The organism is Microbulbifer mixtoriginis (SeqCode), assembly GCF_052467515.1.
The window spans coordinates 4,667,669-4,694,078 of sequence record NZ_CP174314.1 but is presented as its reverse complement, the minus strand read 5'-3'; the positions used below and the strand labels follow the sequence as shown (position 1 = coordinate 4,694,078).

Sequence of the window (26,410 nt, the reverse complement as noted above, 5' to 3'; positions counted from 1 at the left end):
GGGCAAATTGTACCGCCAATTTACACAAGGGCATTGCTCTCTCGCAAAATTCACGACAATTCCTGCGCATCCATGTCCACCGCCCAGCGCAAGCGGCGATTCTTATTGCTCTCGGCCCAGTCACATACCCGGGCCAACAGGGGTTGTAACTGGGCGCGATTTTGTGCGGTCACCTGAACATAAAAACGGTAGCGACCAGATTTGCGCTCAAGCAGCGCCGGCACCGGACCCAGATATTGCAACTGGGGTGAGGGCGGCACTAGGGATTGCATAAATAGGCGTGCATTATGCAAAAATTCCTCGGCCCAGGCGGGCTCCTCACACTCGGCTCGCACCAGTGCCATGGCGTGGGTCGGGGGCAGCTGTGCCACCGCACGATCGCGCAACAGCTGGCGCGCAAAAGTCCCATAGCCTTTTTCCAATAACATTTGCAGCAGCGGGTGCTCCGGGAAGCGGCTCTGCACCAATACGCGGCCACTCAAGCTGCCGCGCCCGGCGCGCCCCGCCACCTGCTCCAGCAACTGACCTGTGCGTTCGGGCGCGCGAAAATCGGCACTGAACAAGCCGCCATCGGCATCCTGGATCACCACCAGGGTCACCCTCGGTAGATGGTGCCCCTTGGCCAGCATCTGAGTGCCCAGTAACAGACAGGGTTCGCCATCGCGGGCCGGCGCCAGCAAGCGATCGAGAGCCTGCTTACTGGTGGTGGTATCCCGGTCAACGCGAATTACCGGGTAATCGGCAAAGCGCCGCGCCAGCAACTCTTCGCTGCGCTCGGTGCCGCCTCCCAGGGCAGAGATTGAGCGGCTGTGGCACTGCGGACAAGTATCCACCAGGGGGCGGCGATAATCGCAGTGGTGACAACGCAGCTGGCGCTGGCGTCGGTGCATGGTGAGTTTACTGGAACAATGCGGACAGTCGGCAATCCAGCCGCAATCATCACAGTTGAGTGCCGGTGCAAAGCCACGCCGGTTAATAAACACCAGCACTTGCTCTCCGCGAGCCAGTGTCTCGCCGATATGACGTAAAACCTGAGGCGAAAAACCCTCTTCCAGGGGCTCGCGTAGGGTCGGCACCACGTGGATCTGCGGCGGGCGCGCATCGCCGGCGCGCTGGCGCATGCGCAAATGTTGATAGCGACCATTAAGGGCGTTGTGCAAGGTTTCCAGGGAAGGCGTTGCAGAACCCAGCAGCACCGGCACATCACTGTTGCGCGCCAAAACCACCGCCAGGTCACGGGCGGAATAGCGCACACCATCCTGTTGCTTAAATGAAGCGTCGTGTTCCTCATCTACTAACACCACACCGAGTCTCGGCAGTGGCGTCATAATTGCCGAGCGGGTGCCAATAACGATATCCGCCTGGCCCTCAGAGGCGGCGAGCCACGATTGGGCACGCTCGCCCTCGGCCAGCCCCGAGTGCAGGGCGGCGATACTGTGCTCGGGAAAGCGCGCGGCGATGCGCCGCAAGGTCTGCGGAGTGAGACCGATTTCCGGCACCAATAACAAGGCCTGGCGCCCTTCGGCCAGAACCCGCTCCATTAACCGCAGGTAGACCTCGGTCTTGCCACTGCCAGTGGTGCCTTCTAACAAGGTGGCGGAAAAGCAACTGCAATCTACCGCAGCGAGTACCTGCTGCTGCTCACTATTCAGCTGCGGTGGCGGAGTGGCCTCCGCAGCCGGCATCGGCGGCGGCACCGTAGGACCCGAAACCCACTCCACCAGTTGGCGCTCCTGCAAGGCGCGAATCACCGCCGGAGTATGCCCCTGGGTTTTCAGGTAGGTGCGGCTCTGCTGGCCGGCGCGCAGTAATTGTTGCAACAGGGCCTGCTGCTTGGGCGCCCGCGCCAGTGCAGATTCCGGTAGCCCCTTGCCTTCGGTAGTGAGTTGCAACCACTGCTCAGCCCAATGATCAGCCGGCTTGCCCTTGCGCAAGGCGGCGGGCAGGGCGGCGGCGTAAACCTCTCCAACCGGGGCCTGGTAATAATCGGCGATCCAGTTGAGAAGTTTGCGCGCGCCACTGTCAAACAGGGCTTTGCTATCAATCAGTTCCTGCGCCGGTTTCAGCTGTGCCTGCGGCGACTCCAGCACTACCTCCACCAACACGGCTACCAATTTGCGCCCAGCAAAAGGTACCCACAAGCGCTGGCCGGGTTTCAATTCAGCGGGATTGAGGCCCTCCGGGGGCAGATAATCGAAGAGACGCCGCAGTGGCACTGGCACCGCCAACCGCAGGATAACTCCCTGTTGCACTGTCTTTGGTACCGTCTGCTGCACCCCGCCCCCAATAACCTCGGTAAAAGGCGCTAGTGTACTGGCTGTTACGACAAGGTACAGAGACTGCAAATTTTACTTGCCTCCTCTAAAATTCAGAGTACTCTATAAATCAACTCTAATATTTAGAGTTCACTAAGTTAGCAAGGAAGACAGCCATGACCGATATGGAAAAACTCAAAGACAGCCTGGATTTTGTCAGCGATGCCGTGCGCAGCAACCAAGTGGAGAACGGCATCCCATCACTCTATTTCTTGTGGGGACTACTAATTTTTATCGGATTCGCTTTGGCGGACCTGGCCCCGCAACTTACCGTGTATTACTTCCTGGTGGCGAGTACCGCCGGCGGACTGTTCAGCTGGTGGCTGGGCGAGCGCACGGCACGCCGCACTGGCATCAATAACAGTACCTTTGGTCGCAAGTATGGTTGGCACTGGATGGTAACTGGGATCGGTTTCCTGTTGATATTGGCCACAATGATCGCCAAGCCCAACGCTGCTGGCCCGGAGCAATTTCTGCTTTTAGCCGGACTCTCCTATAGCCTCGCCGGTATCCACCTGATCCGTCCACTGCTCTATAGCGGTATATTGATGCTGGCCAGTTACCTGCTGATCATTTTGCTGACACCGCCCTACGCCTGGGTACTGAGCGGCCTGGCGATCGGCTTTGGACTTGTTTGGACCGGCCTGGTACAGCGGGCCAGGCAAGCTAATGGAGCGACGCAATGAAAGCCCTTGCGGACTTGGACCCGGTCCTCGAACACCGGGTACGCCTCGCAATTTGTGTGATGCTAGCGAAATACGAGGAAATCAGCTTCTCTCTCTTCAAGGAGCAGTTGCAGGTGACCGATGGCAACCTCGGCGCGCAGCTGCGCCGCTTGGAAGAGCAGGGCTATATTGCTCTGCGCAAAGACTTTGTAGAGCGTAAACCCGTCACCTGGTACCGCCTCACTGAGAGCGGGCGAGAGGCGCTGAACAAGCACCTGCAGGCTCTGCAGCAACTTATCGCCGCCGCGGAATAACACCATTACCCGACCTTGTATTTGGACTTGAACCCCGGCGCTAATCTGATAGTATGCGCCGACTTTTTAATCAGCCTGGAACCAATCCGGTTCCTGCTCCAACGACGATGCCGTGCCCGGCAACAGATCGGGTGGCGGTTTCGGAAAGAGGCAATCATGAAAGCAGATATCCATCCTAACTACACCGACATCACCGCTACTTGCTCCTGCGGCAATGTTGTTAAGACCCGCTCCACCCTGGGCAAAGATCTGCAGATCGACGTCTGCTCCCAGTGCCACCCCTTCTATACCGGCAAGCAGAAGCAGGCTACTACCGGTGGACGCGTGGACCGCTTCAAGAAGCGTTTCGGCAGCCGCATCGGCAAGTAATCCGAATAAAGAGGTACTTTGGTACTTCAGAAAGGGCGCCCTGGAATTTTCCACGGCGCCCTTTTTTGTGCTGCAAATTCAGCGCTCTGCACAGATCCAGAGCGCTGGGGCGAAATCGATTTGTATCGCTTAATATATTCGTTATTAGCAGTAAATTTATCCTTCAAATTGAATATTAGACGGCTGATCATCCTGAATTTGGCCAGATGTTAAGGGCAAAATAGTAATAAGCAGCTGTTTCATTGCCTCTGTGAGCTTGTGACCGCAAGCACCCCTCGGTTATTCTCTGAAACCCGCAGTAACCGGGATGACGCCTGAAGTGTCGCCCCCCGTTTTCGAGAGAACAGCCCCCAAATGACGGATTCATTGCGCCAGGCAGCGCTCGATTACCACGCACTCCCCAGCCCCGGCAAACTTTCAGTCGAGCTGACCACCCCCGCTGAAACTCAGGAGGACCTGTCGCTGGCCTATAGTCCCGGTGTGGCGGAACCTGTGCGTGAAATTGCCAAGGACCCAGAAGCTGCCTATCGCTATACCGGCAAAGGCAACCTGGTGGCGGTCATTTCCAACGGCAGCGCCATCCTCGGCCTCGGTAACCTGGGCCCACTGGCCTCCAAGCCGGTGATGGAGGGCAAGTCACTACTGTTCAAGCGCTTCGCCGATATCAACTCGGTGGATATCGAGGTGGACGTCAACAGCCCGGAGCAGTTTATTCAGACAGTTGCCGCCATCGCCAATACCTTCGGCGGCATCAATCTCGAAGATATTAAAGCGCCTGAGTGCTTCCATATTGAAGAGGCACTGATTGAGCGCTGCCCAGTACCCGTATTCCACGACGACCAGCACGGCACTGCAATTGTGACCGTTGCCGGCATGCTAAATGCCCTGGAGATCCAGGGTAAGAAAATCAGCGACGTGCGCATGGTGTGCCTTGGAGCTGGTGCCGCCGCCACCGCTTGCTGCAAACTGCTGCTGGCCGCCGGCGCACGCAAAGATCAAATCACCATGCTCGACAGCCGTGGGGTAATTCACTCCGGCCGCACCGATATCAATGCTTATAAAGGTGAGTGGGCGCGGGATACCGATATGCGCACCCTCGATGACGCTATCACCGGTGCCGATGTATTCCTCGGAGTATCGGGCCCAGATCTGCTCTCCGCCGAACAGCTGCAGCGCATGGCGCCGAAGCCAGTGGTATTCGCCTGCTCAAATCCAAATCCGGAGATCAAACCAGAGCTGGCCCACAGCGTACGCGACGACCTGATCATGGCTACCGGGCGCTCGGATTACCCCAACCAGGTCAACAATGTACTCTGCTTTCCCTTCATATTTCGTGGCGCGCTGGATGTGCGTGCGGCGCGTATCAATGAAGAGATGAAGCTGGCCGCAATTGAAGCGATCCGTAAGATCGCCCATTTACCGGTGCCAGACTCGGTACGCGAGGGCTACGGCGGGGTAGAACTGAGCTTTGGCCCAAGTTATATCTTGCCCAAACCCACGGATCCACGCCTGCTTCCGGAAGTTGCCGCCGCAGTAGCGCGCGCAGCGGTAGACAGCGGCTGTGCCCGCCTGCCTTACCCCGAAAACTACCCGCTGCAAATACTCTAGGGCCGGTTAATTCATCCCTAGCAGCCCGCCTTATCCTTCCGGGGCGGGCGTTTGCCGCTTTCACCCCCACAGACTTCTTGAGCCATAAAGCACCCGTCGCTAAACTGCCTTTCTGTCACAGCATCAAAGTTGCCCAACACAATGAGTCACGTGTATGTGCTGACAAACCAGCACCAGCAGTTCCTGAGCAAAAGCGGCGAATGGCTTGATGGCCGCGAGCCCAATAAACTGTTTCGCAGCGAACATAAAGATGTCGCCATCAACCAGATGTTCGAGGCCAATACCCGTGATGTCGGCTTGCGTATCGAACTGCTGCAGTGTGCGCTGAACCCCAAGGCCCAGCCACTGATACCAGAAGAAGCCCTGGCTGATTTATCTGCGGCGCCCGAGGATCCAGAGATCGAGCCCGGTGTACCAGAGGAGATCCCGGCTGCAGAGCCCACCGAGCTGGAACCACAGCCAGAGCCGGAAGTGGCCCCGGAACAGGCTCCTGAGGTCGCGCCAGCACAAACCCCGGATGAGACGCCCGCACAACCCGGCGAGCACAAATCGGAATCGGAGTCTGCCGCCTGAGCGGAGATTCTTTTAGCACCGGCACAAGTAGCCCCAACGGCGACAACAAGAAAGAGTTCCGGTAGTACCAAGGAGATTCGAGTGCCTATTCCCCACCTGGCTGCCCTATCCCAGGCCAAACCCGTGCAACTGCTCAAGGGCATACGTCGCGGCCTGGAAAAAGAGAGTCTGCGGGTCGCCCACGACGGCACCCTGGCGCAAACGCCACACGCGCAGACACTGGGCTCCGCGCTGACCCACGAGAGCATCACCACCGATTTTTCTGAGGCGCTGCTGGAATTTATTACCCCTCCGGTGGCTACCCCGGAGGAAGCCCTGCGGATTCTCGACCGCATTCATCGCTTTACCTACAGCCAGATCGGAGACGAGCGCCTGTGGGTCAACAGCATGCCCTGTGTTATCGGCGCCGATAGCGATATCCCGGTAGCCCGCTACGGAGATTCCCACAGCGGCACTATGAAGACCATTTATCGGCTGGGACTCGGACTGCGCTACGGCCGCGCCATGCAGACCATCGCCGGTATCCACTACAACTTTTCTCTGCCGGATGAATTCTGGCTGTGGCTGCACGAGTTCGAAGGCAGCAGTGAAGCCCTGTGCGAATTCAAGACCCGCCGCTACTTCGACCTGATCCGTAATTTCCGCCGCAACTACTGGCTGCTGATCTACCTGTTTGGAGCCGCACCTGCGGTGTGTTCCTCTTTTGTCGAAGGACGCCAGCATAAGCTCGAAGCTTTTAACGGCGACGGTCACACCCTACACGCTCCCTTCGCCACCTCCCTGCGCATGGGCGACCTGGGCTACAACAGCGAAGTGCAGCAGTCTCTGGTGGTTTGCTATAACAACTTGCGCAGCTACCTCTCCACGCTCTGTTCAGCGATAAGCCGGCCTTATGGCCCCTACAACGAGCTCGGAGTCAAGGATAGCGATGGACAGTATCAGCAGCTTTCCGCCGGCGTGCTGCAAATCGAAAATGAATTCTATTCACCGATCAGGCCAAAAAATCCCGCCAAACGCGGCGAGACTGCCCTGGCGGCACTGGATAATCGCGGGGTCGAATATATCGAGGTGCGCTGCCTAGACCTAAACCCGTTTATGCCGCTGGGCATCGATGCGCAACAAATGCGATTTATCGACAGCTTCCTGCTGCACTGCCTGCTGACAGAGAGCCCGGAGACCGATGAGGTCGATTACCGTTCTACCCAGGAAAACCAACAGCGTATCGTCTATCGCGGCCACGAGCCCGGCCTCAAGCTGCGCTGCAATGGAAGCGAACGGGAGCTCAGTGAGTGGGCTTCCCAGCTACTCGGGGAGGTGGATACTGTAGCCGAGTTGCTCGACAGCGCTTGGGGCGGCGACCAATACCGCAGTGCCGTAGGAGTTCAGTGCGCCAAGGTCAAAGGGGAGATACCCACCCCGGCCCAGCAGATCCTGGCAGAAATGCAGGAGCAAAACCTGAACTTCTACCATTGGGCTATGCACAAAGCCGAGCAACACCGCCGCTACTTTCTCGAGCGCCCTCTCGACAGCGAGTCGGTGCGTGATTTCTCTCGTGAAGCCGAGGAGTCCCTGCTCAGACAAAAGCGTGTGGAAGCGGAAGACAAGGGCTCCTTCGAGGAATTCCTCAGCCACTACTACGCGCAATATATGTGTTGCCATGGCTAGCCCTGGCAACATAGAGCACCGGCGCAGGGTCCGGATATCCGCCCATAGGGATTGAGCGCATGAACTATCTCGCCCACCTGCTGCTTTCTGGTCCCGACACCCGCTGGCGCCTGGGTGGGCTACTCGGAGATTTTGTGAAGGGTCCACTCAAAGGCGAGCGACCGGAGGCCATTGAGGCCGGTATCAAACTGCACCGCCGCATTGATGCCAGCACCGACAGCAATGCCTCTTATCGTGAGGCCCTGGCGCAGTTGGACCCCAGCTGGCGCCGCTATGCCGGTATCGCACTGGATATCTGGTTCGACCATCTGTTGGCACAGCATTGGCAGGAGTGGCATCCACAGAGCCTGGAAGAATTTTGCGACCAGTGCTGGAGAGACTTTCGCAGCCACAGCCGGTATATTCCGCCGCAGGCACGGGCATTTATGGCCCGTGCCGAGCAAATTAAATTACTGCAGAGTTACCGCGAGGAACGCATCATCGGCCTTACCCTGGAGCGGGTAGGTCAGCGCCTGCGCCAACCGGTTGCGCTGCAGGAAATACTGCCTGAGCTCAGTAGCGGGCGGGCAAAACTGGAAAACAATTTCAATAAACTACTAACCGACTTGAATCTCGAAGCCCAGCGCTTTCGGCAGCACTATTCAGGATCCGATAAACCATGACCTTACCCAACCCGCGCATTACCTTTCTGTTGGTATTTCTAATTGTCGTCTTTTTGCTCGGCTCCGCCTTTTATCTGGAGTACGCTCGGGGCCTGGAGCCCTGCAAGCTGTGTATTACCCAGCGGGTGATGTTACTTGGCATTGGACTGGTCTCTCTCATAGCCTTCCTGCACAATCCAGCAACGATCGGCCGGCGCGTTTATGGGTTGCTGGTTTCCATTTGGGCTCTGGGCGGCCTCTATTTTGCCGGGCGCCAGCTGTGGCTGCAGAGCCTGCCGGAGGGCCAGGTGCCCGCCTGCGGACCCAGTGTCAGCTACATGATGGAGGTCTTTCCTATGGCCGATGTACTTAAGGCACTGCTCACCGGCGACGGCAACTGCGCCGAGGTCCAATGGACCATGATGGGCCTCAGTATCCCCGGCTGGTCCGCTATCGGTTTTGCCGGACTGATCCTATTTGGCGGCTGGCAGGCATTTCGCAAAGCCTGAATCAACCGGACACTAAACCGCGGCTCAGCGGAGCCGCCCTTTGCCAATGACAGCACCATCCCCACGCGAGCTAGCCCATTGGGTGCTCGGTCTCACAATCCTGTTTGGCTGCGAACGGCTCGGTAGCCTGATCGGAAAGGCACTCGCCCTACCGGTGCCCGGTGCTGTAGTGGGGATGTTGCTGCTACTGGTGGGCCTAATGGTCTACGGCTGCGTGCCCCGCGGCCTGGCAAAAGTCAGTGCACAGCTGCTCTTTTTATTGCCACTGCTCTTTTTACCCGCCGCCACTGGGGTCTTCTTTCTGCGCGATATCTCCTTATCCGATTGGCTGGGCCTGCTCGCCGCAATTCTTTTTGGCACCCTGATCAGCCTTACGCTGTGTACTCTGTTGCTGCGCCGCCTACTCAGAAAAACCGATATAGTGCACAACAATGAACAGTGAGTTACTACACAGCCCGCTGTTTGCCCTGCCATTGAGCTGCGGTGCCTTCTGGTTTGGGGTACTGCTGTACCGACGCACGGGTACGGTACTGTTACACCCGATAATCACCGCAAGTCTGCTAGTTTTTGCAGCTCTCTATAGCCTGGATATTCCCTACCGCGACTACCAGGATGCCAGCGGTCTACTCTACGTCTTACTGGGTCCGGCCGTAGTCGCGCTGGCCGTACCGCTGAAACAAAACCTGACAGTGATTCGCCGCGCTGGCTGGCCCCTGCTGGTAACCATCACCGTCGGAGCCCTGTTGGCCCCAGCAATTGCTGTGGGGATCGCACTGTTACTCGGAGTGGGGAAGTCTGTACTACTCGCCCTTAGCGGAAAATCCATTACCACACCCATCGCACTTGCAATTGCCGAAAAAGTTCACGCGAGCTTAAGCCTGACCGCAGCAATCGTGGTGCTCACCGGCGTAGTAGGAGCCCTGGCCGGACCACCGCTGGTGCGCCGCCTAGGTATTCGCGACGAGCGGATTCTCGGCGTGGTGCTCGGTATCAATGCCCACGCCGTGGGCACGGCGCGCGCACTGGAAATCAGTGCGCTATGTGGCGCCTGTGCCGCCCTCGCTATGGGACTCTGTGGCGCCTTAAGCGCGCTATTGTTACCGCTAATTATCGCCCCCTGAGTCACCTGCCGACGCGAGCAGTGAAATTCACACAGCCGTCACAGCATTCTGACGTACTTTGCGCCTGACTCCTTGCTGCCGGCGGGGGAATCTCCTATCTTCCTAAGGGCCTTCGAGATCAGCAAAAAGCTAATAAGCTGCCACTGCAGCAACAGTAACAGTAACAAAAGGACATCTTGGCGATGCTGGAAAATTGCAAGTCGGCGCGGGAGCGCTGGGGTGGTGTCAGCGAAATTATTGACCGCTGGCTTCAGTCACGACAAAACCTATTAGTGAGTTTCTACCACCTATCCGAAAAAAAGGAATTCAGTGAGGATGATCCCGAAACCGAAGACCGTGTCCGTCAGCTGTGCCAGCTGTTGGTGGACTATGTCTCGGCCGGTCATTTTGAGGTCTATGAACAACTGATGCGTGAGGGGCAGGCCTTCGATGATAAACAAGGTCTGCAAAAAGCCTGTGAACTCTACGATGATATCGATAGAACTACAGATATCGCCGTTGATTTCAACGATAAATATCTGGAGACGGACGACCTTTCCAGCCTGGCACCGGATCTGTCCGAACTGGGAGAGGCGCTAGAAACCCGCTTTAGCTCCGAAGATAGAATGATCGCCCTGTTACACACCGCTCACAAAAATCGGATCGCCTAGCACAGCCACTTCGTGTTGCATGCAATTTTTCGTTGCCCAGGGACTCCTATTTTCTGCTCGCCTTCACTCGCCGGCTGACGACCAGTTAGCCGGAATATATCTGCGAATGCATTTAATCTTTAAATAAAACCAGGTAGCCAAGTGAAATAAATTCAAGCACAAAAAAAAGGGCGCCTATTGGCGCCCTTTTTCAGTAAAGTTCGAAAAGTCAGATTATTCAGATGGAGCTTCTTCTTTCTTTTCTTCTTTTTTCTCGGAACCCTCATCACCAGCAACATTTGCTTTGTGCAGTTCCACTTCAAAAATCAGAGTGGCATTGGGGCCAATTTTACCGCCTGCACCACCGGGACCGTAAGCAAGCTCAGAGGGGATATAAAGTTCCCACTTGGAGCCTTCTTTCATCAGTTGCAGAGCTTCTGTCCAGCCCTTGATTACCCCGTTTACCGGAAACTGAACCGGCTCACCGCGCGCGTAAGAGCTGTCGAACTCCTCACCGTTAATCAGGGTGCCTTTGTAATCAACTTCAACGGTGCTGGTAGCGCTTGGCTTGCTGCCGCTACCCTCTTTAATCACTTTATACTGCAGGCCAGAATCAGTGGTGACTACACCATCTTTCTTAGCGTTCTCTTCGAGGAAAGTCTTGCCTTCCTGCATATTTTTGTCGGCGCTCTCTTTAAATTCTTTCTCCTGCTGAGCCAGCATTTCCTGCTGTTTCTTCTGCATCTGCTCCTGGAAAGCGGCAATAGTCTGCTGCTTTTCTTCATCGGACAAGCGATCCTCGCGGCCACTGGCAACGTCGTTCAGTGCCATCGCAACCACTTTGGGATCCAGCTGCACATCTTGAGCCTTGAGGCGCTTAGCCATATCTTCGGCAATGATGTAGCTGACCTTCTTCTCCTGAGTATCCAGGGCAACTTCTTTTTCCTGCTTCTGTCCCTGTTCGTTACAGCCGGTCAGCGCCAGGCCAAGGGCAATTGCTGCAGCCAAAGGGTATTTATTCATGGGTGTTGTCTCTTTGTCCGTATTGCGTTTATAGATTCGCGCTTGACCTTGGTCCAACGCCAACAGCGGTATTTCAAGCAACTCTGTTCAGGCCCTAAGCCACCAGGCGCACAGTTTCCGCCAGTGCGCCCAAGTCTAACCCAAGGCGACTCCCAGTGCATACTGATGACGCGCACACTGTGCAGGACACCACATTCCCCTTGCTGGTTCCAGCCGCTTCACAAAAAATCTGCAGACAACGCTTTTTTCGCAGTACACGGCATACATTTTTTTTAAAAACAGCGCTATTATCGGCCAGTAACCGGTTATTGTTCTGGACTGTTTGAAGTGCTTTTCAGTTTGGGGCAGTGCGCGGTGCGCATATCTCTTGCTAGAGCGGTATCCATCGTATTTAAAGGAAGAAGAGCGCACTATCCGGAAGTGCCAATCGATAATAAACGTCAGGACATTTACTCATGGCTGCCAAACCAAAAGCTGTCAATCCGGTTGCAGAGCTGGAAGCACAAATTTCCAAACTCGCCGCAAAACTGGACAAAGCCCGCAATAAGAAAATCACCGATGCCGGCAAAGCGGTACTTAAGGCCGGAAAAAACCTGACCTCAGCAAAAGACAAGCTGAGTAAGGCAAAGGACAAGCTGGGTGAAGCCCGCGCTAAGGCGAAAACCACCAAGACGCCCGCAGCTCTAAAGCGTGTGGAAACCGCTAAAAGCAATGTAGAGAAATTTAACGAGGTATTTCAACAGGCTAAGCAAGCTGCTGCCGACGCCAAGTATCTGCAAGCCAGAGCCAAGGCAGAGCTCAAAGCGGCGGAAACCGTACGCAAAGTCGCAGCCAAAACGGAAAAAGAGCTGCTTAAGACTCAGCCTAAGGCGAAAAAACCCACCGCCACTAAGCAAGCCACCAGTAAAACCTCTGCTAAGTCTGTAAAAGCTGGCACGGCAAAATCTACGAGAAAGACGGTAGCAGCAAAGGCCAGCGAAAAGAAAGCTGCTGCGAAAAAGACGAGTACTGCTAAACCGTCTAAGAAGGCAGCAGTTAGTAGCACAAAGAAAACCGCTACCAAGCCGGCAAAAACTACCACCGCGAGCAAGCAAAAAGTAGCAAAACCCGCCAGCAAGAAAGCTACCCAAACTAAAGCCGCAACAGCGACAAAAACTTCTGAAGTTGCTAAACCTGAGCAGGTAAAGGCCAAAGAAGGAAAGCCGCAACAGGAAAAACCCAAGCAAGCCGCACCCAGTGAAAGCAAAATTCAGGAAAAACCCACTGAAGAAGCAAAGAACCTGGCATCTGATGAGCAGCAAAAACCACTGGAACAAACTCCACCAGCACCATCGATTACGCCAACTACACCGGCCAATAGCCTGTTTTCCACAGAGGGTCACCGTGGCGAATAGGCGCTCCTAATACTTTGTAAACAGATTGGCACCCGGCCGGTTCTATTAGGGTGGGTGCCAAGTAGCCAGTCCATTACGGTGTAATTTATTGGAAGTATGGGATTGGTAGTAGGTAGAAACCTTCCAATTTTATTGGCAGCACACTGTGTTTGCTAAAGCCGCTGCCTGAAAAATTCAGACGGCATCCAGATTTTCGACCGAAGCCATAAAACTCTCAATCAGACCTGCCCAGTGAACCTGATCTTTTTGTAAAAGCCCATATTGCTGCCCCGCAAGCTGTAGCGCAGGCTTATCTCCCGGCCATGCCTCCAGGCAAATTTTCCAAAGTGCCGCCAGCTGCAAGCGTTCCAATTTCAATTCATAACGCTTACACATTTCGTACACACGCACTGTATGAGGGCGAAAGCGCCCCAGTAAGCGACGCAGGTGGCGCACACTGATAATCATTCTACGACGCGGTGCCAAACCGCGATCAGCCACACGCCACCCCTCCTCACTCAACTGGTGTCCACAAACCACTGCATAGCTAGCCCAAAGCATTAAACACACGTCGGCCCCTTTCGTGTCCTGGCAGTCGAGCAAGAAGTCTTCAACCCCTTGATGACGATAGAAGTCCAGACTGAACTGCCACAGTGGGTTTTCCTTGGAAGAGGATGGAGGTGTGCTATCTGTCACGTTAAAATCCAGGCCCTTTGCGGTTCGGCGCGCTCAAGCGGCGGCGAATACGTACAAATACGTCGAATAGCCTAGCATTCATCGGCCTGTTCATAAGAGGTTTTTTCCAGTGATTAATTTGCAAGGTGTCTCCCTGCATCGAGGCGAGCGCGACCTGCTAAACGGTGCAGACTGCCGTATATTCCCCGGCCACAAGGTGGGAATTATCGGCGCGAATGGCTGTGGTAAGTCAACACTGTTTAAGTTGCTACTGGGTCAACTGGAAAGCGACGCTGGACAGGTGGATATCCCCGGCGGCTGGCGAATTGCCCATATGGCCCAGGAAGTGGAGGCTAGCGATCAGTCGGCCCTCGACTATGTACTCGACGGCGATCGGGAACTGCGCAACCTGCAAGACCAGCTCAAAAAGGCTGAAACCAGCGGGGAATCCGATGGCCACAAACTGGCCGAGCTGCACGAGCGTATGGCCAGCATCGACGGCTATAGCGGGCCCGCGCGTGCCGCACAGTTACTCGACGGCCTGGGTTTTGCGCACGCGGAACAACAGCGCCCGGTGCGCAGCTTTTCCGGTGGCTGGCGCATTCGCCTCAATTTGGCTAGAGCATTGATGTGCCCCGCGGATTTGATGCTGCTGGACGAACCCACCAACCACCTGGATCTAGACGCGACCCTCTGGCTGGAACAGTGGTTACAGCGTTTCCCCGGCACCCTGTTAATTATTTCCCATGATCGCGATTTCCTCGATGCAGTGGTTGATGGCATTGTCAGTTTTGAACAGCAAAAACTCGTGCTTTATAGCGGCAACTACAGCGCCTTCGAACGCACACGCGCCGAGCGCTTAGCCCAGCAACAAATACAATACGAAAAACAGCAATCCGAACGCGCCCACATGGAAGACTTTGTGCGACGCTTTCGTGCCAAAGCCAGCAAGGCCAAACAGGCGCAGAGTCGTTTAAAGGCACTGGACCGCATGGCACAAATCGCCCCAGCCCATGTGGACTCACCCTTTCACTTCACCTTGCCATCTGCGGATAAAACTTCCAATCCACTGATCGACCTGCGCGAAACTGATATCGGCTATGCCGACAAAGTGGTCGTGAGGAAAGTACAGCTGGGTATTCAGCCCGGCCGCCGTATCGGCCTGCTCGGTCCCAATGGCGCGGGTAAGTCATCGCTAATTAAAACCCTTGCCGGCGAGCTTGCCCCCAAGAGCGGTGAGCGCCAGTGTGGCGAACACCTGGCTATTGGCTATTTTGCCCAACACCAGCTCGAAGCTCTGGATGGAAAGGCCTCTCCTTTATTACACCTGCAACGACTGAGTCCCGAGGCCAGTGAGCAGTCTCTGCGCGACTTCCTCGGCGGATACGGCTTTATTGGCGACCGGGTCTTTGAAACCGTAGCCGGCTTTTCTGGTGGAGAGAAGGCCCGCCTGGCATTGGCGATCCTCGCCTGGCAAAAACCCAACCTACTACTGCTCGATGAGCCCACCAACCACCTAGACCTGGAAATGCGCCATGCTCTTACCATGGCCCTGGCTGAGTTCCCCGGTGCGGTTATTTTGGTATCCCATGATCGCCATCTACTCGCCAATACCGCCGATGAATTTATTCTGGTCGCAAATGGTCGTGCGGAACCCTATAGCGGTGACCTCGAGGACTACAAACAGTGGCTACTGGGTTTTAACCGGGAAAAGCGGCGTGAGGAAAAATCAGTAGAAAGCGGTGATAATCAGGAAAAACCTGCAGAAGATAAAAAGGCCCAACGCCGTGCCGCTGCCGCCCTGCGAGAACAACTAAAACCCTTGACCAATAAATTAAAAAATATTGAGCGGCAAATGGCCGCAACAGAGGAAAAACTTCAAAAAGTTCAAGGCAAGTTGGCCGATGAGCAACTCTACATGGGAGATCAGCAAGATGAAATTGCACGTCTCAATAAAGAGCAAACCGAATATCGCGAAGCTCTCGACCTTCTGGAAATGGAATGGCTGGAAATTTCCGAGCAACTTGAACAATTGCGCGGGGAGTAACTAGACCGTTTGCCTATCAAAGTAGCTCCTGGAGGGCATCGTCACCGCCCTCCAGGAGCTACCCCGGAAGTCTTTAAAAAGGCATTAGCTATCTGCGAATACAGCCATATTCATCCACGGCGGTACCGACCGGTGTATTCGGGCACTGATCGATATAGGCCGGCACGCCATCAAAGTCGATATCCATGGGGCAGCCATCGGGGCCAACATCCACACCTACCGGGGTCTGTGGGCACTGATCGGTTGCATCGATAATCCCGTCCGCATCCTCGTCGTACCAAAAGTCCGGGTACTCGATCCACTGGTAGCCAATCGCAACGCTGGCAAAACCATCCAACCCACCGTGATCCACCCCCTGAAAAAGTCGCACATCCGCACGGGCCTGCCAGCGGGGACCGAGGCTATATTTTATCCCCAGACCGAGATTGACCATGGTTTGGCGATCGTGCCAGTTGCACAGATATCTCCGGTAGGGGTGCCAGTCAGGATATTTATAACCGTGTTTATACCGATATTTACAGTCGTAACGTTCTATCCCATCCTCGTCCGTGTAATATCTCCTGTAACGTTTTTTCGGCGCTTTATCATAATTAATGCGCATCTCGCCAACGCCAAAAGCCACATATGGCTGCCAACAAAAATCACCACAAAATTGCCCACCAAATTGGTAGAGTAGGTCCAGGTGGTAATTGTAAATCTCGAGTTTTTCGGGAAAATCATCCACTCCAACAATAAAGTAATCGACCACCCCCTCCATCGCCCAGTAGTTGGTCATATTAAATCCCAGGCCGCCACCACCACCGGTGGTATCCTGCAAAGTCAATCCGTGAAAAGGAGTTCCGTTTAAACGGTCACTGTTAAACCAGTATTTGCCGCCATTGGCATAGAGATTGAGGGTACCGACAAAATCGGCCGAAACATTGCTGACAGAAAAAAGCAACACAGCACCGCAGAGGATTGAAATGGAAGTATGGCATTTACCCATTACTGACACCGAAATCTTTTTAAAACTATCCCCCTTTCAATTTTTATTAATTTGATTAACTACTTTAAATTCAAATTAATTCGATTATCTTTGTGTTATTTGTTCTGCATTTTTAATAAAACTACTATTTAATGCCGCGCCCAATATGAAAATCATAGACGGGAAATAAAAAATATACTTATAAACAGCGGAGAGTTAACCGATGCTGGCGCCAAACATAGATAACTACGTAAGAAACCTGGTTCGCCCAGAGTTGATTCAAACTTCGTGCCGCCCACCAAAAACTATTCGAGAATACGCCACCGATTTTCAACAGAATTCTCGCTGCAGTTGGAAGTACAGCCGCAGTAAAGATGGACTAACCCGAATTGATCAGTTAGTGACTCAGGCTGCACTGATCCAGACTCTGGATTACACCCGCATATCCAACACATCCCAAAGCCTTATAGAGGCAATGTATACCTGGTTGACCGGCTTCAATCCCTCTAACCCGATACAACAGCTCACCTCGGATGGAATACAGCGACGTCAAAACGCCATTACCACATTGCTGGGCGGCGCCTATTGCTGGTATCGCCAAGCTAGTGAAGCCGCATTGTCAGAACCTTTGGCTGTGGGCAATATTCAGAACCACAATGACATCCCTTTCAATCTGTATCGTTATCGTTTTAGCCGCTCAGGTTTTAACCTGCATATGACACCGGGGCGCCTGTACCGGGGGGATACCCGGCCGCCACAAATGCTGTGGCAGTCAGGGGGGTTTTTTCCAAAAATGGATAACAACAACCGCCACGACCCCCATCTCGGTAGCGGCGCTTCCTGCCAGGTGATATCCAGCACTGACGATCCCAACGTGGTAGCGCGCTTTGCCTGGCACAACAAAACTTACTGTCCGGTGCGTTACTACTACCTGCACCAAACCGACAGGGTGGATAAAGCCATCGCCGGATTTGTCTATGAGTTCGACAAAACTGGACATGAATGCGTTGAGGTCGCCAACGTCACCCCCGGTCGTGAGGTAGCCTTCCTGGCAATTCCCAACCAATATATTCGCCGCTTCCGTATGCGCTACTATGCCGGCAGCCAAAACAATATCGTGTTATCGGATTGGATGTACTACAACGAAAACTCGGTAAGAAATATTCGTATCACCGCAGACAAACAGCGCTGGGAATCTTTCAAGAAGAACTGGCAGCTGTACGTTTAAAGAAAGGGTGGGGTACTGCCGCAGGTGGGGGAGAACGCCGACTTACAGTCGGCGCTTATTGCTAAAACTCTCCAAGTGGCAAATTGGATGTTATTCGACCTCCGGTGCCGGCTTGGAAGGCTTTTCAACAGTCTCTTCGCTCGGCGCCAGAGCAGGAGCTTCTCCGGGCAGGCGGCGGTACACCAGGTCCCAGACACCGTGCCCAAGACGCTGGCCGCGGCGCTCAAACTTGGTTTCCGGGCGCCACTCTGGACGTTCGACATAGTCATCATTGGAGGAGGTATTTTCCAGCAGCGACTCCGCTTGCAACACTTCCAGCATATGCTCGGCATAATTCTGCCAGTCCGTAGCCATATGCATAACACCGCCGGTTTTCAGCTTGCTGCAAATCAGGCGCACAAACTGCGGCTGCACGATGCGGCGCTTATGGTGCTTCTTCTTATGCCAGGGGTCGGGAAAATACAATTGGAACCTGTCCAGAATGCCATCCCCAATGCAGTCATTCAAAACATCCACCGCATCGGCCATATAAATTTTGAGATTCTCAACCCCGGCTTTACCGGCATTGTTAATCAGCCGACCCACACCGGGAGGATGCACCTCAATACCAATAAAATTCTTATCCGGTTCGGCCTGGGCCATGGCAAGCAGTGAGTCGCCCATACCAAAACCGATCTCCAACACAAGCGGAGCCTCACGGCCAAATGCCTCAACTGGATTCAGAGGGCCATCGAAGAGCGACAGACCATATTTTCCCCAGTAAGTATCAAAGGCGCGGCGCTGCCCCTCAGTCATCCGCCCCGCACGAATCACGTAGCTGCGGATAGATTTTTTCTTGTACTCGGTGCGGTAGGGAAACTCTTCCGCGGATTCGTCTTGCATTGTTCGCGACCTCTTATGCGAAACGGTTTTCTCTTATTCGGGTTTTGATAGGCGACAGCCCGGCTATTTGGGGGCATTCACGGCGGCAATAAACAGTGTCACCCAGCCGGCGATCATCAATAACCCACCAATCGGTGTAATCGGCCCCAGCCAACGCGGCCCACCCAGGGTAAGGGCGTAGAGACTACCGGAAAAAAACACCAAGCCAAATATAAAGAAAGCGCCGCTCAGAGTGAGTGACAGACGTTCTCCCCAATTCTGTATCAGCAGCGCCACAGCCAATAGCGCCAGGGCGTGGATCATCTGGTACTGCACACCGGTCTTGTAGGCTTCCAATAGCGGCTCGGCGACCTTGCCACGCAGGCCGTGTGCGCCAAAGGCACCGAGAGCAACGCCACTGGCGCCAAATAATGCGGCGAGTAGAAGGTAAACTTTAGCCATGGCTTATCCCATTTTTTTGCGCCCGACGAAGCGGGTCCATGCATCGCAGAAATAAAAAAACCGCGCTGTTGCGCGGTTTTTTCCGAACTGCCAAAGTGCGCTATCAGGCCTCCATAGCCGCACGCACTTTTTTCATGGCGTTCTTCTCCAGCTGACGGATACGTTCGGCGGAGACTCCGTATTTATCTGCCAACTCGTGCAGAGTGGATTTCTCCTCGCTCAGCCAGCGTGCCTGGATAATATCGCGGCTGCGCTCGTCGAGCTGCTCCATAGCATTGGCCAGACTGTTGAAGCTGGTTTCCTGCCAGTTATCCCGCTCCAACTGAGCTGCCGGATCATAACTGCGGTCTTCCAGGTAGTGTGCCGGCGCTTGCCAGGCGGTGTCGTCATCGTCGTCCACCCCCGCATCAAATGCGGCATCATGAGCGGCAAGGCGGCCCTCCATCTCATGGACCTGGGCGACATCTACATTCAAATCTTTAGCCACCGCCTTGGCTTCATCGTTGCTCAGCCAGGCCAGTTTCTTCTTCTGACCACGCAGGTTGAAGAACAACTTGCGCTGTGCCTTGGTGGTAGCGATCTTCACGATGCGCCAGTTGCGCAGGATAAATTCGTGAATTTCCGCTTTGATCCAGTGCACCGCAAAGGAGACCAAACGCACCCCTTTCTCGGGGTTAAAGCGTTTAACCGCCTTCATCAGACCAACATTGCCTTCCTGCACCAGATCCGACTGGTTGAGTCCATAGCCAGAATAAGACTTGGCAATATGTACGACAAAGCGCAGGTGGGACATGACCAGTTGGCGGGCCGCGTTAATATCTTCGCGATAATAGAGGTCTTCTGCCAGGCGCTTTTCTTCCTCCGCGGACAGCACATCGAAGCTGCTGACGGTCTGGATGTAAGCTCCCAGGTTGGCGCCCGGAGACAGCGTATGCACTGGCTGTAGGCTGGTTCCCATTCAGGTTTCTCCTCTCATTATTAGTCGGCCGATTCCAGCGGCCGCTGTCGTCGGACACTTTATCCGGCAACAGGCTGGACTCAGTGTAGCACTTGCACGAGCGGTTAAGAAAGTCCGCCGCCAACTGCCGTATTCCCTTGTATTGCAGCCGTTTAGAGGGACCAAATCCCACCTAGGTTCCCCAATTCGCTACAGCTTTACGCTTCTTGGCTAAACCAAGGCGTGTAAACACTCGTCTCAGCTGGGTTCGATCTCGCGCAAGTGACGGCCCGCCGCCAGCCAGGCCCCCAGCAGCCCAAGCAAAGCAGCGCCACCGATAAGGCCAACAAAATAGCTGAAACCGGGCCCCACTAGGCTGTAATTACTGCCGTAGCTGGAGGAGAGGCCTGAGATCGGCCCGGACAATAGCAACACCGCCCCCAGTAACAGAGCCCATGCCAGCAGTCCGCCAAAAGCCCCATAACAGAGACCACTGTAGAGGAAAGGTCTGCGCACAAAAGCGTTTGTGCCACCCACAAGCTTTACCACCAGGATTTCCTCTCGGCGGCTCTCAATGTGCAGGCGAATCGTATTGACCACCACCAGGATAACCCCCAGCGCCAACAGCAGCGCGAGCCCTGCGGACATCCGTTGCCCCAGCTCCGTCAGCTGGGTTAGGCGCTGCACCCAGGCCAGATCGAGCACCACCGAGTCACTCAGGGCGTGCTCCTGTAGGTTATCCACAATGCGCTGCAATTTTTCGCTGTTATGGGTATCTCGCGGGCGCAGCAGCAATACTGCCGGCAGAGGGTTGGCATCGAGCCCCACCAGGAGGTCGCCGAGCCCGGATGCCTGCTCGAATTCCGCCAGCGCCGCTTCCGGAGAAATATAAGTCACCTCTGCGATGGCCGGGTCGCTGCGCAGTTTGGCGGCGAAGGAGTCTACTGCCGTTTTCTGTGCTCTCTTATTGAGAAATACTGAAATCTGCGGCTGGCCATCCCAGCCAGCCACAGCGCGCTGAAAATTTGCCAACCCAAGTTGCAAAGCGGCGGGCAGGGCCAGGGCGATAGCGATCACCAGGGCGGTCATAGCACTAGCCATGGGCGTAGCGAAAAAACGATGCAGGGATTCCCGCGCTACCTGGCGATGGTGGTCGAGCCAGGACTGCCAGCGATCCGAAATACCGGTGCGAGCAGCCACCGCGCCACTGCTACGCGGGCGCTTTTCAATGCCACTACTCGCCGGGCGCTGGGCTCTAGACTGGGTGTGCTTCACGGCTCGGGACTCCGTCGTAGATCAACTGACCGGCTTGCAGGGTCAATACCCGCCGGCGCATGCGCGCTATCAATTCCAGGTCGTGGCTTGCCACCAATACAGTGACGCCCACAGCATTAAAGTCGGAAAACAGTTGCATGATCTCCTGTGACAGCTGAGGGTCCAGATTACCTGTAGGCTCATCCGCTACCAGGATCGCCGGCTTGTTCACCACTGCGCGGGCGATACCCACCCGCTGCTGCTCCCCTCCAGACAGGGTAATGGGATTATGTTTCTCCTTGTCCAGGAGGCCTACCTTGTCTAGAGCGGCACGCACCCGGCGGCCCACTTCGCGTTTGCTGCAGCCGGCCACTGCCAGTGGCAGAGCGATATTGTCGAACACACTGCGATCAAACAGCAGCTGGTGGTTTTGAAAAACGATACCCAGGTTGCGGCGGTAATAGGGGATCTGGCTATTGCGCAGGCGGTTGAGATTCTGCCCTGCGACCAAAATCGAGCCTTTAGTGGGGCGCTCGATGGCGGTCAACAGCCGCAAAAGTGTGCTCTTACCCGCACCTGAATGACCGGTGAGAAACACCATATCGCCGCGGGGGACTTCCAAGCTGATACGCACCAGGGCGTCCTGCCCCGATGCATAGCGCTTATTCACATTGTCAAAGGTGATCACGATTTTGTTCTTGTTATTCCCTAAGAGGGTTTAGTAGCGATCAAGCGGTATCGCGGCCAAACAGCGCCGAGACAAATTCGCGCGCGCGGAACGGCTGCAGATCCTCAGCCTGTTCACCCACACCGATAAAGCGCACAGGAATACCGAAACGCCGCGCCAGGGCAAAGATCACCCCACCCTTGGCGGTGCCGTCAAGCTTAGTGAGTACCAGGCCGGTGACACCGGCCGCCTCACGGAATTGCGCAGCCTGGTTAATTGCATTCTGGCCGGTGCCGGCATCCAGCACCAATAGCACCTCGTGGGGAGCGCTGGGATCCAGCTTGCCCATTACGCGGCGCACCTTGGTCAACTCTTCCATCAGGTTGGACTTGGTGTGCAGGCGGCCGGCTGTATCGGCGATCACCACATCAATACCACGGGCCTGGGCCGACTGGACAGCATCAAAAATTACCGAGGCGCTGTCCGCACCGGTATGCTGAGCCACCACCGGCACATCGTGGCGCTGCCCCCAAACCTGTAACTGCTCTACCGCAGCGGCGCGGAAAGTGTCGCCGGCGGCGAGCATTACCGATTTGCCTTCGCCGAGGAAACGGTGCGCCAGCTTGCCGATAGTGGTGGTCTTACCAACGCCGTTAACGCCGACTACCAAAATCACATAGGGCTTTTTACTGGTATCCAACACTAAAGGCCCGTCGACACTGTCGAGCAGCTCTGCCAACTCCTGCTGCAGCGCTTTATAGAGCGCATCCCCATCGGCCAGCTCGCGGCGCGAGACGCGCTCAGTGAGGCGCTCAACAATTTCACTGGTGGCCTCGACACCCACATCTGCCATCAGCAGCTGGGTTTCCAGCTCTTCCAACAGATCTTCATCGATTTCTTTGGCTCCGAGGAACAGGTTGCCCATGCCCTCGACAAACTGATTGCTGGTGCGGCTGAGCCCGCGGCGAATACGTGCAAAGAAACCCTCTTTCTTTTTCGCTACGGGTTTTTCCTGCACGGGGGTGGGCTTGGGCGCTGGCTCCTGAACCCGAGGAGCCGGTTCTGACGCTGCTGCTGTAGTATCGGCTGGCAACTCAGATTCAGGGCTAGACGGAATTTCGGGCTGCGCATTGGCTGTACTAGCGGGCGACGGCTCAACAGCTTCTGTGGAAGGTTCCTGCACATCAGCAGTCGCTTGTTCCATCTCTGGAGCGGGCGCCTCTGCTGACTCGGCAGCGGCCTCCTGGGGTGCAGCGGGCTCTTTATCGGTGACAGATGGCTCCTGCCACTCTTCCGCCGGGGCCTCCTCTGGTGAGCCAACCGCTTCGGCCTGCTCCCCTTGGGGCTCGCTTTGTTCGGGCTTGCGCTTTTTCTTTTTGCGCAGGAAATCAAAGATCATTCGTTTATCCGGGTGTACCGCTTGCAGAAAGACGCTAATCTTAGCATCGCTAAGCCCCCAGTAGAGAGTTACCTTGGCCAGAAGTTCATCGCGCAAGCAAAGCACACAGCCCCTTTCCCAATTGCGCATCATCGGAGGGCAGTGGCGCGGGCGCAAATTGCAATTTGCCCCGGTTGAGGGATTGAGGCCTACCGGCGATCGCCTGCGCGAAACCCTGTTCAACTGGTTGCAGTTTCACCTACCTGGCGCACAATGCCTCGACCTCTTCGCCGGCTCCGGCGCCCTGGGTCTGGAATCTCTATCCCGTGGCGCGGCCTCAGTGGATTTCGTCGAACTGAATCCCCAGGCTGCACGCACCCTAAACCAGCAACTCCAGCTACTCGAAGCCACAGATGGCGAGGTGCATAACTGCCGGGCAGCAGATTTTTTGGTCGGTGGTGGCAAGCCTTACGATATTGTCTTTATCGATCCGCCCTTTGCAGACGATTTGTGGCAGGAGAGTCTCGGCGCTCTCACTGGCAGGCTCTCAGAAGGTGCTCTGATTTATATCGAGACACCCCGAGACATTGTTATTTCTGCTGCGAACGACTGGTCGTTAATCAAGGAAAAGCGCGCTGGTCAGGTCTGTATGCGACTGTTTCGTAATAACTCCGATGCAACCACTGAACACTGACTGGTCAGCGGGTCAGGTTAACGCATTCGGTTTTGAGCCTTAGCCGTAAATTGTTTACCATTCGCATCCCTTTCAGCCCGCATTTATCCTTGGCGTATGAAAAAAGTTGTCTACCCCGGAACTTTCGACCCAATCACCAATGGTCATCTCGATTTGGTGGAGCGGGCCTGTCGCCTGTTTGACCACGTCATCGTGGCCGTAGCCGCCAGTAATCGAAAGAATCCTTTATTTACACTGGATGAGCGAGTGGAGCTCTCCCAGCGCGTACTCGGCCACCTGCCCAATGTGGAAGTCATCGGCTTCGATATCCTGCTGGCTGACCTGGTGCGCCAGGTGGATGCCTATGGGGTTCTACGCGGCCTGCGCGCAGTATCCGACTTCGAATACGAGTTTCAGCTGGCTAATATGAACCGCCAACTGGCGCCGAATATGGAAAGCCTGTTCCTGACCCCAGCAGAACATTTGTCCTATATTTCTTCCTCTTTGGTTAGAGAAATTGCCTCTCTCGGTGGAGATGTCGCAAAATTTGTTCCAAGTGCTGTACAAGCGGCACTGGAAGAGAAATTCCGCTAACTCCCGAATTGGTTATTTCTGATACACTCGAGCGGATTTTTCCACAATCCGCGGAGTGTTTCGTGCGTCACATTCTCCTCGCTCTCGCCCTTGTTCTATCTCCGGCCATGGCCGATGAGCCGCAACCGGAAGTCGATACCGGCCGCAGTGCCATCAAGTCTGCCACGGCCAAATCCTATATGGCGGTGACCGCCAACCCCCACGCGAGTCGCGCCGCCGAACAAATCCTCGCGCAGGGCGGTAGTGCCGTGGATGCAGCCATCACCGCTCAGTTGGTGCTCGGGTTGGTGGAGCCCCAGTCATCAGGTATTGGCGGTGGCGCCTTTATGCTGAGCTACGACGCCAAAGATAAACAGCTGCGCTATTACGATGGCCGGGAAACCGCTCCGGCAGAGGTGGATGAAAACTACTTTATGCACGACGGTAGACCGCGTTCATTTATGCAGGCGGTTATTGGCGGCTACTCCGTGGGTGTCCCTGGCGTCATCCGCATGTTGGAAATGGCGCACCAGCGCGATGGCAAACTGCCATGGGAAGTTTTATTCCAGCCAGCCATCCAGCTAGCCGAAAGCGGCTTTGAAGTCTCTCCGCGTCTGCACAAATTGTTGAGCAGGCTACCCCATGTAGATGCAAGACCGGCGATCGCCAGTTATTTCTTTGACAGCGACGGCAGGCCCCTGCCGGTGGGCCACCGGCTGAAGAATCCGGAATATGCCCGCACCCTGCGCATGATTGCCAGCGATGGTGCGGACGCTTTTTATAAAGGAGAGATCGCCGAGGCGGTCGTCAAGGCCGTTCGCGGCGACATTGAAAACCCCGGTCTGCTCAACCTTGAGGATATGGCCAATTATCGGGCCAAACTGCGCCAGCCTCTCTGTTCCGCTTTTCTCGAATACCAGATCTGTGGTGCGGATGCCCCCTCATCGGGCGGCACCACCGTGGGCGGCATTTTGGGCATGCTGCAAGCTTTTCCCATCGCTGAAATGGAAGCCGGGGACGACCTGCTCACCCATTTGTTTATCGAAGCCTCAGAACTGGCCTTTGCCGATCGCAACACCTATTCGGCCGACTCAGATTTTATCAAAGTGCCCAGTAAGGCTTTGGTATCCCCCGCTTACTTGAGCGAACGTGCGACCCTAATTGACCCTGACAGCGCCAGCATAGCCAAGCCCGGCAATCCGAATACTGGGGCGACAAAGCGCCTCACGGCCCAATCACCTGAGATGCCCAACACCAGCCATTTGGTCGTTGTAGATCGCTACGGCAATGGCGTCAGCATGACCAGCAGCATCGAAACGGGCTTTGGCTCTCGCCTGCTGGTAAAGGGTTTTCTGCTGAATAACCAGTTGACCGATTTTTCCTTTACCCCAAAAACGGCCGAAGGGCAGTTGGTGGCGAATCGTATCCAGGCCGGCAAGCGACCTCGCTCTTCCATGTCGCCAACGGTGGTATTTAATAAAGATGGCAGCCTGCGCCTACTGGTGGGCTCACCCGGGGGGTCACGTATTATCGACTACACCGCCCGCACCATTCTCTACCACCTGGGGCTGAATATGCCGATTGCCGATGCCATCGCAGCCGGCAACATTGGCGCTATCGGGCGGCGTGTTGAACTTGAACCCGGTTTCTTTAGCCAGGAAACCATCAATAAACTCAGGGCACGCGGGCACGAGGTCGTCGAGCGCGATCTCAACAGCGGCATTCATGCAATCGCGGTAAAAAACAATACACTCCACGGCGGTGCCGACCCCCGCCGGGAAGGTAGTGCGCTAGGGCACTGATTTTCTGGAGGAGGCATATTGCATGCCTCCTCAAAACCATCCCCCCTAGAAAGCTGCCATTCATAAACCAGCTTTCCGGATAGC

27 protein-coding genes are annotated in these 26,410 nt (G+C 55.4%); 17 read left to right on the top strand and 10 right to left on the bottom strand.

Annotation, left to right across the window (positions count from 1 at the left end; genetic code table 11):
* Window positions 1–50 precede the first annotated feature (50 nt).
* Window positions 51–2,345, bottom strand: a complete 2,295-nt coding sequence (locus ACJJIT_RS20295; RefSeq protein WP_444899497.1) for a primosomal protein N' — start codon at window positions 2,343–2,345, stop codon at window positions 51–53.
* An 86-nt stretch (window positions 2,346–2,431) separates the two neighbouring features.
* On the opposite strand from ACJJIT_RS20295, the gene ACJJIT_RS20290 reads away from it, so the two are divergent.
* The 11 genes from ACJJIT_RS20290 to rsd all read left to right on the top strand — a co-directional run bounded on the left by ACJJIT_RS20290 (window position 2,432) and on the right by rsd (window position 10,430).
* Window positions 2,432–3,001 (top strand): hypothetical protein, encoded by a 570-nt coding sequence (locus tag ACJJIT_RS20290; protein ID WP_444899496.1) that lies wholly within the window; start codon window positions 2,432–2,434, stop codon window positions 2,999–3,001.
* Entirely contained in the window at window positions 2,998–3,294 is a 297-nt protein-coding gene (locus ACJJIT_RS20285; protein ID WP_444883177.1) for a winged helix-turn-helix domain-containing protein, read from the top strand. Before ACJJIT_RS20290 ends, ACJJIT_RS20285 begins: the two co-directional genes overlap by 4 nt.
* 156 nt (window positions 3,295–3,450) lie before the next feature.
* Entirely contained in the window at window positions 3,451–3,663 is a 213-nt protein-coding gene (gene rpmE / locus ACJJIT_RS20280; RefSeq protein ID WP_083922744.1) for a 50S ribosomal protein L31, read from the top strand.
* Between the two features lie 354 nt (window positions 3,664–4,017).
* Window positions 4,018–5,271, top strand: coding sequence for a malic enzyme-like NAD(P)-binding protein (locus ACJJIT_RS20275; RefSeq protein ID WP_444899495.1), 1,254 nt, complete (start codon window positions 4,018–4,020; stop codon window positions 5,269–5,271).
* A gap of 141 nt (window positions 5,272–5,412) precedes the next feature.
* Complete coding sequence (locus ACJJIT_RS20270) at window positions 5,413–5,844, top strand: hypothetical protein (protein ID WP_444899494.1); 432 nt, start codon at window positions 5,413–5,415, stop codon at window positions 5,842–5,844.
* Between the two features lie 81 nt (window positions 5,845–5,925).
* Window positions 5,926–7,509: a glutamate--cysteine ligase gene (gshA, locus tag ACJJIT_RS20265; protein WP_444899493.1), complete on the top strand. Its 1,584-nt coding sequence runs from the start codon at window positions 5,926–5,928 to the stop codon at window positions 7,507–7,509.
* A 59-nt stretch (window positions 7,510–7,568) separates the two neighbouring features.
* Complete coding sequence (locus tag ACJJIT_RS20260) at window positions 7,569–8,171, top strand: acyl carrier protein phosphodiesterase (RefSeq protein WP_252083853.1); 603 nt, start codon at window positions 7,569–7,571, stop codon at window positions 8,169–8,171.
* Window positions 8,168–8,659: a disulfide bond formation protein B gene (locus tag ACJJIT_RS20255; RefSeq protein ID WP_252083854.1), complete on the top strand. Its 492-nt coding sequence runs from the start codon at window positions 8,168–8,170 to the stop codon at window positions 8,657–8,659. The genes ACJJIT_RS20260 and ACJJIT_RS20255 overlap by 4 nt, the downstream gene beginning before the upstream one ends.
* A gap of 46 nt (window positions 8,660–8,705) precedes the next feature.
* Window positions 8,706–9,101 carry a CidA/LrgA family protein gene (locus ACJJIT_RS20250; RefSeq protein ID WP_444899492.1) on the top strand — a complete coding sequence of 132 codons (396 nt, stop codon included), beginning with the start codon at window positions 8,706–8,708 and terminating at the stop codon, window positions 9,099–9,101.
* Window positions 9,091–9,780, top strand: coding sequence for an LrgB family protein (locus ACJJIT_RS20245; RefSeq protein WP_444899491.1), 690 nt, complete (start codon window positions 9,091–9,093; stop codon window positions 9,778–9,780). Before ACJJIT_RS20250 ends, ACJJIT_RS20245 begins: the two co-directional genes overlap by 11 nt.
* A gap of 182 nt (window positions 9,781–9,962) precedes the next feature.
* On the top strand, window positions 9,963–10,430 hold the full coding sequence (gene rsd, locus ACJJIT_RS20240) for a sigma D regulator (protein WP_252083857.1): 468 nt from the start codon (window positions 9,963–9,965) through the stop codon (window positions 10,428–10,430).
* A gap of 213 nt (window positions 10,431–10,643) precedes the next feature.
* Here the strand turns inward: rsd and ACJJIT_RS20235 are convergent, their stop codons facing one another.
* Entirely contained in the window at window positions 10,644–11,432 is a 789-nt protein-coding gene (locus ACJJIT_RS20235) for an FKBP-type peptidyl-prolyl cis-trans isomerase (RefSeq protein ID WP_252083858.1), read from the bottom strand.
* Between the two features lie 455 nt (window positions 11,433–11,887).
* On the opposite strand from ACJJIT_RS20235, the gene ACJJIT_RS20230 reads away from it, so the two are divergent.
* Window positions 11,888–12,826, top strand: coding sequence for a hypothetical protein (locus ACJJIT_RS20230; protein ID WP_444889050.1), 939 nt, complete (start codon window positions 11,888–11,890; stop codon window positions 12,824–12,826).
* Window positions 12,827–13,000: 174 nt separating this feature from the next.
* On the opposite strand, the gene ACJJIT_RS20225 is transcribed toward ACJJIT_RS20230, so the two are convergent.
* Window positions 13,001–13,501, bottom strand: coding sequence for a TIGR02444 family protein (locus tag ACJJIT_RS20225; RefSeq protein WP_444899490.1), 501 nt, complete (start codon window positions 13,499–13,501; stop codon window positions 13,001–13,003).
* A gap of 109 nt (window positions 13,502–13,610) precedes the next feature.
* Here ACJJIT_RS20225 and ACJJIT_RS20220 point away from each other — a divergent pair, with 109 nt between their 5' ends.
* Window positions 13,611–15,527 carry an ATP-binding cassette domain-containing protein gene (locus ACJJIT_RS20220; RefSeq protein WP_444899489.1) on the top strand — a complete coding sequence of 639 codons (1,917 nt, stop codon included), beginning with the start codon at window positions 13,611–13,613 and terminating at the stop codon, window positions 15,525–15,527.
* A gap of 88 nt (window positions 15,528–15,615) precedes the next feature.
* Here the strand turns inward: ACJJIT_RS20220 and ACJJIT_RS20215 are convergent, their stop codons facing one another.
* Complete coding sequence (locus ACJJIT_RS20215; protein WP_252083862.1) at window positions 15,616–16,512, bottom strand: outer membrane beta-barrel protein; 897 nt, start codon at window positions 16,510–16,512, stop codon at window positions 15,616–15,618.
* A gap of 202 nt (window positions 16,513–16,714) precedes the next feature.
* On the opposite strand from ACJJIT_RS20215, the gene ACJJIT_RS20210 reads away from it, so the two are divergent.
* Window positions 16,715–17,719, top strand: a complete 1,005-nt coding sequence (locus ACJJIT_RS20210) for a hypothetical protein (protein WP_444899488.1) — start codon at window positions 16,715–16,717, stop codon at window positions 17,717–17,719.
* 90 nt (window positions 17,720–17,809) lie between these two features.
* Here the strand turns inward: ACJJIT_RS20210 and trmB are convergent, their stop codons facing one another.
* The 6 genes from trmB to ftsY form a co-directional block, all read right to left on the bottom strand.
* Complete coding sequence (trmB, locus tag ACJJIT_RS20205; protein ID WP_444899487.1) at window positions 17,810–18,601, bottom strand: tRNA (guanosine(46)-N7)-methyltransferase TrmB; 792 nt, start codon at window positions 18,599–18,601, stop codon at window positions 17,810–17,812.
* Between the two features lie 63 nt (window positions 18,602–18,664).
* On the bottom strand, window positions 18,665–19,042 hold the full coding sequence (locus ACJJIT_RS20200; RefSeq protein WP_444883187.1) for a DUF423 domain-containing protein: 378 nt from the start codon (window positions 19,040–19,042) through the stop codon (window positions 18,665–18,667).
* A gap of 103 nt (window positions 19,043–19,145) precedes the next feature.
* Window positions 19,146–20,000, bottom strand: coding sequence for an RNA polymerase sigma factor RpoH (rpoH, locus tag ACJJIT_RS20195; RefSeq protein ID WP_252083866.1), 855 nt, complete (start codon window positions 19,998–20,000; stop codon window positions 19,146–19,148).
* A gap of 237 nt (window positions 20,001–20,237) precedes the next feature.
* Complete coding sequence (gene ftsX / locus ACJJIT_RS20190) at window positions 20,238–21,254, bottom strand: permease-like cell division protein FtsX (protein ID WP_444899486.1); 1,017 nt, start codon at window positions 21,252–21,254, stop codon at window positions 20,238–20,240.
* Window positions 21,235–21,921 carry a cell division ATP-binding protein FtsE gene (ftsE, locus tag ACJJIT_RS20185; protein WP_252083868.1) on the bottom strand — a complete coding sequence of 229 codons (687 nt, stop codon included), beginning with the start codon at window positions 21,919–21,921 and terminating at the stop codon, window positions 21,235–21,237. Before ftsE ends, ftsX begins: the two co-directional genes overlap by 20 nt.
* 40 nt (window positions 21,922–21,961) lie before the next feature.
* Window positions 21,962–23,104 carry a signal recognition particle-docking protein FtsY gene (ftsY, locus tag ACJJIT_RS20180; protein WP_444900937.1) on the bottom strand — a complete coding sequence of 381 codons (1,143 nt, stop codon included), beginning with the start codon at window positions 23,102–23,104 and terminating at the stop codon, window positions 21,962–21,964.
* Window positions 23,105–23,372: 268 nt separating this feature from the next.
* Between ftsY and rsmD the strand changes: the two genes are divergently transcribed.
* The 3 genes from rsmD to ggt all read left to right on the top strand — a co-directional run bounded on the left by rsmD (window position 23,373) and on the right by ggt (window position 26,326).
* Window positions 23,373–23,972 (top strand): 16S rRNA (guanine(966)-N(2))-methyltransferase RsmD, encoded by a 600-nt coding sequence (gene rsmD, locus ACJJIT_RS20175; protein WP_444899485.1) that lies wholly within the window; start codon window positions 23,373–23,375, stop codon window positions 23,970–23,972.
* A 96-nt stretch (window positions 23,973–24,068) separates the two neighbouring features.
* Window positions 24,069–24,545 (top strand): pantetheine-phosphate adenylyltransferase, encoded by a 477-nt coding sequence (coaD, locus tag ACJJIT_RS20170; RefSeq protein WP_444899484.1) that lies wholly within the window; start codon window positions 24,069–24,071, stop codon window positions 24,543–24,545.
* Window positions 24,546–24,607: 62 nt separating this feature from the next.
* Window positions 24,608–26,326 carry a gamma-glutamyltransferase gene (gene ggt, locus ACJJIT_RS20165; RefSeq protein ID WP_444899483.1) on the top strand — a complete coding sequence of 573 codons (1,719 nt, stop codon included), beginning with the start codon at window positions 24,608–24,610 and terminating at the stop codon, window positions 26,324–26,326.
* Window positions 26,327–26,410 lie beyond the last annotated feature (84 nt).